This window comes from Cupriavidus basilensis OR16, assembly GCF_000243095.1.
Lineage (GTDB): Bacteria > Pseudomonadota > Gammaproteobacteria > Burkholderiales > Burkholderiaceae > Cupriavidus > Cupriavidus basilensis_D.
The window spans coordinates 1-4,139 of record NZ_AHJE01000180.1 but is presented as its reverse complement, the minus strand read 5'-3'; the positions used below and the strand labels follow the sequence as shown (position 1 = coordinate 4,139).

The window sequence follows — 4,139 nt, the reverse complement described above, 5'->3', positions numbered from 1 at the left end:
TGGCTGCTGCCGGTGGTGGGCGCAGCAGGCGTGGCCACGATGACCGGGTTGAACTGCCAGGGGGTGGTCGGGTTGTCCACCGGCGTGGCCGCCGGCACCGCGCCGCCGGGCGTTGCCACGGGGCCTAGCGAGATGACTTGCTGCGGGCCGGTTGCGGGCGGCGTGGGTTGCGTCGGGCTGGTGTAGCCGTTCACCAGGGCGGCGCCGGTGACATCGACCGCGCTGCCCATCAGGTTGCCGGTGTTGAGCACCTGGCCGCCGGCCGTTACCGACAGCGCGTTGCTGGCCTGGATACCGGACTCCAGGCTGCCGAGCGTGGCGCGCCCGCCGGTGTCGTGCCAGCGGTCGCCGCCGCTGCGGTCTTCCTGCCAGCGTCCCACCCAGTCGGCGTTGAGCGGGATGCTGCTGTTGTCGATGGTGCCGGCCATGCCGACCGTCACGTTGCGCCCTCCGGTGATGAGCGCGCCCTTGTTGGTGAGGTTCGTGCCGGACAGCTTGGCGTCGCGCGCGGCCGAGATGATGCCGGCTGGGCCTGCGGCAGCATCCTCATCCGCCGCGCACTGGCTGTTGCCATAGGTGCCACCGGGATTGCAGCCGCCGGCATAGGGCGGGTTCTGGCCGCCGTAGCTCTTGTGCAGCCGCGCTGTATCCATGGTGGTGTTGACCAGCGTCGGCGCGGTAATCGAGACGTCGCCCGTCAATGACTGGATGGCGCCTGAGCGGTTGGTGACGCTGCTGGTGGCGTTCAGGCTGACATCGCCCTGCGCGGCCAGCGTCGCGTTCAGGTTCTGGATGTTGGATGCGGTGATCGTCAGCGTCTGGCCGGCGGCGACGGTGCTGGGGGTCTGTTGCCAGGCGAGGGATTCCACGCGGGGATTGCTGTCGTCCGGGCAGTCCGGCGCGCCTGCCACGCAGCCGGGCGTGGTGGTGATCTTGCTGTCGTGGACGCCCTTGTTGGTGAACATGCCCGGCGTCTTGATGGCGACCTTGCCCGCTGCGACCAGGTCGCCGGTGCCGGTGCCGGTGCCGGTGCCGATGCCGATGCCGATGCCGATGCCGATGCCGATGCCGATGCCGATGCCGGTGAGATTGACTCCACATCCAGAAACGACGAACGCGGCGTCTTGGCCGGGTTCGTCTCGCTCCTCGCTGGTTGGGAACTTACGGGCGCGAACCCATCCAGCTATCGCGCTCTCACTGGAGCCAGAATGGCTTACCTTCCAGAGCGTCGTACTCCGCTAGTGGCTTGTTCTTATCACGCGCGAAGCCGGGCAGATCAGATATCACGACTCGAACTGGCTGGTAAATGTTGAAGTCCTTCAAAAAGGATTCCGCCGAGCTTCGCACATCTGCAAAGTGCTCAAAGTACTTCCTGAACACGTCAGCCAACGTCGGCAGGCTTGGATCCAGCCAGGTCTTTTCCGCATTCCCCACCATACTGGGATCCCATTCGACGGCCGAAGCAGGAAGCCCAGCAAATATCAGTCTCACCTGCCCCATCAGCGCCGATGCGGCGGCCAGTTCCTCCAGTCGAAGGTAGCGGCGATACAGGCGGTCCGTCAGCAGACTCCAATCCTGCGCGGGGCAGTCGTATTCTGCGTTAGTTTTCAGGCACTCGAAGAAGAGCGCCACATCAGATACAGGGCCAAGCTCACAAATCCGGCAGCCCCCGTGGAATCCAATCTTTCTCATTTGAACTGTATTGCTCCCGGACTAATGATCCCGTTCGATTTCTGCACGATACCGTCGTCGCGCCATCTATTTCTTCCCGGTGAACCGTCCAGTGCCCCGAGCACGGCCTCGTCCGCCGCGCTCCGGCGGTAGCCATAGGCGCCACTGGGATTGCAGCCACCGGCATAAGACGTGCCTAGCCGGCGTAGCTCTTGTGCAGCCGCGCCGGCTCCACCCAGCATCGACAGTGCCGCCACCATCGAGGTGTAGTTCGGGCTGGTGTAGCTCGTGACTGTGATCTGCGTGCCATCCGCGTTGTAATGCACGCGCGTGGTGGCTCCATCCGGGCCTATAGACCATCGCCGATCGGCGTGCTAGCGCCCGCACGACGGCTCCATTGACGGACCTCTGCGGCGACTCATGCTGCCGTCTGGGCCGGTTCGCTACTGCATCAACCTGATCGAGATGTTCGTCCCGTCGGGTGCTTCCTTGATCCTCATCGCCATTGAGCCCCATTCGCTCCGACACAATCCAGCGTAGATGGCCCCGGTGCAACGCCAGCGCCCGAAGCCTTGGCTAGGGATGGCGGCCCAAACCGCCAGCGTGAGCTACCGCGGCGACCTGACCGAAGCCATGCTGGAGCACACGCTAGCGACCGGGCAGGCCCCGCCCGGCTTCGAAGCCCATGTGGCGCGTTTGCTGGACGAAGCGCCCATCTGCCTCGTGGTCATGGCGGTGGCGCAGACCGCCCGGCGCCGTGGCATGCCGGCGGCAGAGGTCTGGCGCCACGTTGCCCGGTTCGCACGCCTGTACAGCATCCACAGGCAAGCCTTGTGGATCGAGGCATCCCCCACAGCGGGTTGTAGGCGCCGCGGAGACGACGAACCCAGCCGGAGCCGGGTTCGCAGGTCATCCTTTGGCGTAACCTCGTTTGGTTTCATACTCTCGCAGGTAGACATCGACAGGCAATGCCGTACCGAGAACATGCAAGGAGCCATCGATGGCATCAACAACGAATGGGGCATTTCCGGCCAACATTGCACCGATCTCCCCATTTTGTAGATAGGCCTGTGAGTTGTAGAAGAATAGCCACCCGTATGGAAGATCATGCCTCCTGACCACTTGCAAAGGCATATCTATTTCGCGTCCCAGGTTGGCTAGATAGTCGGCTGCGACGTGCTCGGCTTGCCGTAGATCAATCATCAATTTGTCTTTAATAAGTGGAGATTTGTGTATCCGCCCAAGTTCGCCGGCTTCCCGGTCTGGCCATCGAGAAAGCGCACCGTACCGTTCTGATTGACCACGTTGAACACATGACCTGTTTCACCTGGCCCTCTCGATCCGAACACAATCCCGCGAGATCCATCACCCGCCATAGTAAGCTGCCCTGTAATGCCATCAGCCGTTGTAGCCGGCCCGAAGCGCCCCCCAAATTGCCGTTCCAGTACTGTAATTGGTTGCGGACCAGCAGACGGCAATGCCGAGGCAGGATTTCCTGCAAGGGTGGCATCAGTTGCAATTGAACAGTTTACGCAGTTCTGCGTACGTCCACTCTGCGGGAAACCGGGATTGACGTTTCGGATTGAGCCAGCCGTCTCATCCGCTGTGCTTGTGGTCCCCGTGCCGCTGGCCTTGGCTATCCCCAGCGCCGCCAGGAATTCCAATGTCTGCCCGAAGTCTGGATTATCATAAGCCAGCCTTGCCCCGCCCATGAACGATACGTAGTCCGGATAGCCAGGTAGTGCGCCGCTGAACGCATTCGGCACAGCTTCGATCAGTCCCAGCACCGTATTGACCGCAGCCTTACCGGTATCCTTTGCCGCGCTTTTCAATGTTCCGCAGTCGTGCCCAGGCGCGCAAGTGTTGTTCAGTACTTCGTTTTGCGCCGCATTCGCCGCTGTCGCCGCGTTTTGACCCAGCGCCGCGGCAACGCCGCCGCCAGCCAGCATCGACAGCGCCGTGATCGCCGCCAGTTGTGCCTGACTCGGATTACCCTGCCCATCGGTCACGAAGCCAGCGATGGAGTTGGCCACCAACGCAGACGTTGCCCCGCCAATGGCACCTGACGCACAGTCACCGCTGCCGGCCGCACCCGCGACACAGCCAAGCGCCGCATGGCTGGCGATATTCTCGAAGGAACCTGGATCGGTGTTAGCGCCGATGCTATTGGCACCCAACGCCGCCGCCTGCGCCACCAGACTGCCCTTGAACGCATTCCCAAAGCTCCCCCCGTTGAACACCGTGCTGACACCGGCATTGATCAAGCCCGTTCCAACGAAGCCCACGGCCTGCTGTGCCAGCGTGCCGGTCGCGCCATCCTTGGCTGCCTGCAACACGCCACCGGCGCTGTTCGTGCCCGCGAGGTTTGCCAGGGTATTCGTTCCCTCCAGCGACTTCCCCCATTCACTCACCCCGAAGCTGCTGCCATCAAAGGTGATGCCCTTCGTCAAGCCGGCCGTGATCGCGCC

Annotated in this window: 4 protein-coding genes and 1 pseudogene; all 5 read right to left on the bottom strand. The window is 63.0% G+C overall.

The genetic code is table 11. The features are described from left to right. Positions 1–965 (bottom strand): annotated as a pseudogene (locus tag OR16_RS37395) (hemagglutinin); the annotation flags it as partial. A gap of 229 nt (positions 966–1,194) precedes the next feature. Further along, positions 1,195–1,692 carry a hypothetical protein gene (locus OR16_RS37390; protein ID WP_006164323.1) on the bottom strand — a complete coding sequence of 166 codons (498 nt, stop codon included), beginning with the start codon at positions 1,690–1,692 and terminating at the stop codon, positions 1,195–1,197. Beyond that, positions 1,689–1,997: a hypothetical protein gene (locus tag OR16_RS43865; RefSeq protein ID WP_141639971.1), complete on the bottom strand. Its 309-nt coding sequence runs from the start codon at positions 1,995–1,997 to the stop codon at positions 1,689–1,691. The genes OR16_RS37390 and OR16_RS43865 overlap by 4 nt, the downstream gene beginning before the upstream one ends. A 583-nt stretch (positions 1,998–2,580) precedes the next feature. Further along, positions 2,581–2,805, bottom strand: a complete 225-nt coding sequence (locus OR16_RS48605; protein ID WP_423739712.1) for a YrhB domain-containing protein — start codon at positions 2,803–2,805, stop codon at positions 2,581–2,583. 68 nt (positions 2,806–2,873) lie between these two features. Further along, a partial coding sequence (locus OR16_RS45030; RefSeq protein ID WP_006164319.1) for a toxin glutamine deamidase domain-containing protein occupies positions 2,874–4,139 on the bottom strand: 1,266 nt, incomplete at its 5' end.

Coding starts and splice junctions, on each gene's coding strand:
- OR16_RS37390 (WP_006164323.1), bottom strand. CDS start 1,692: ATGAGAAAGATTGGATTCCACGGGGGCTGCCGGATTTGTGAGCTTGGC.
- OR16_RS48605 (WP_423739712.1), bottom strand. CDS start 2,805: ATGCCTTTGCAAGTGGTCAGGAGGCATGATCTTCCATACGGGTGGCTA.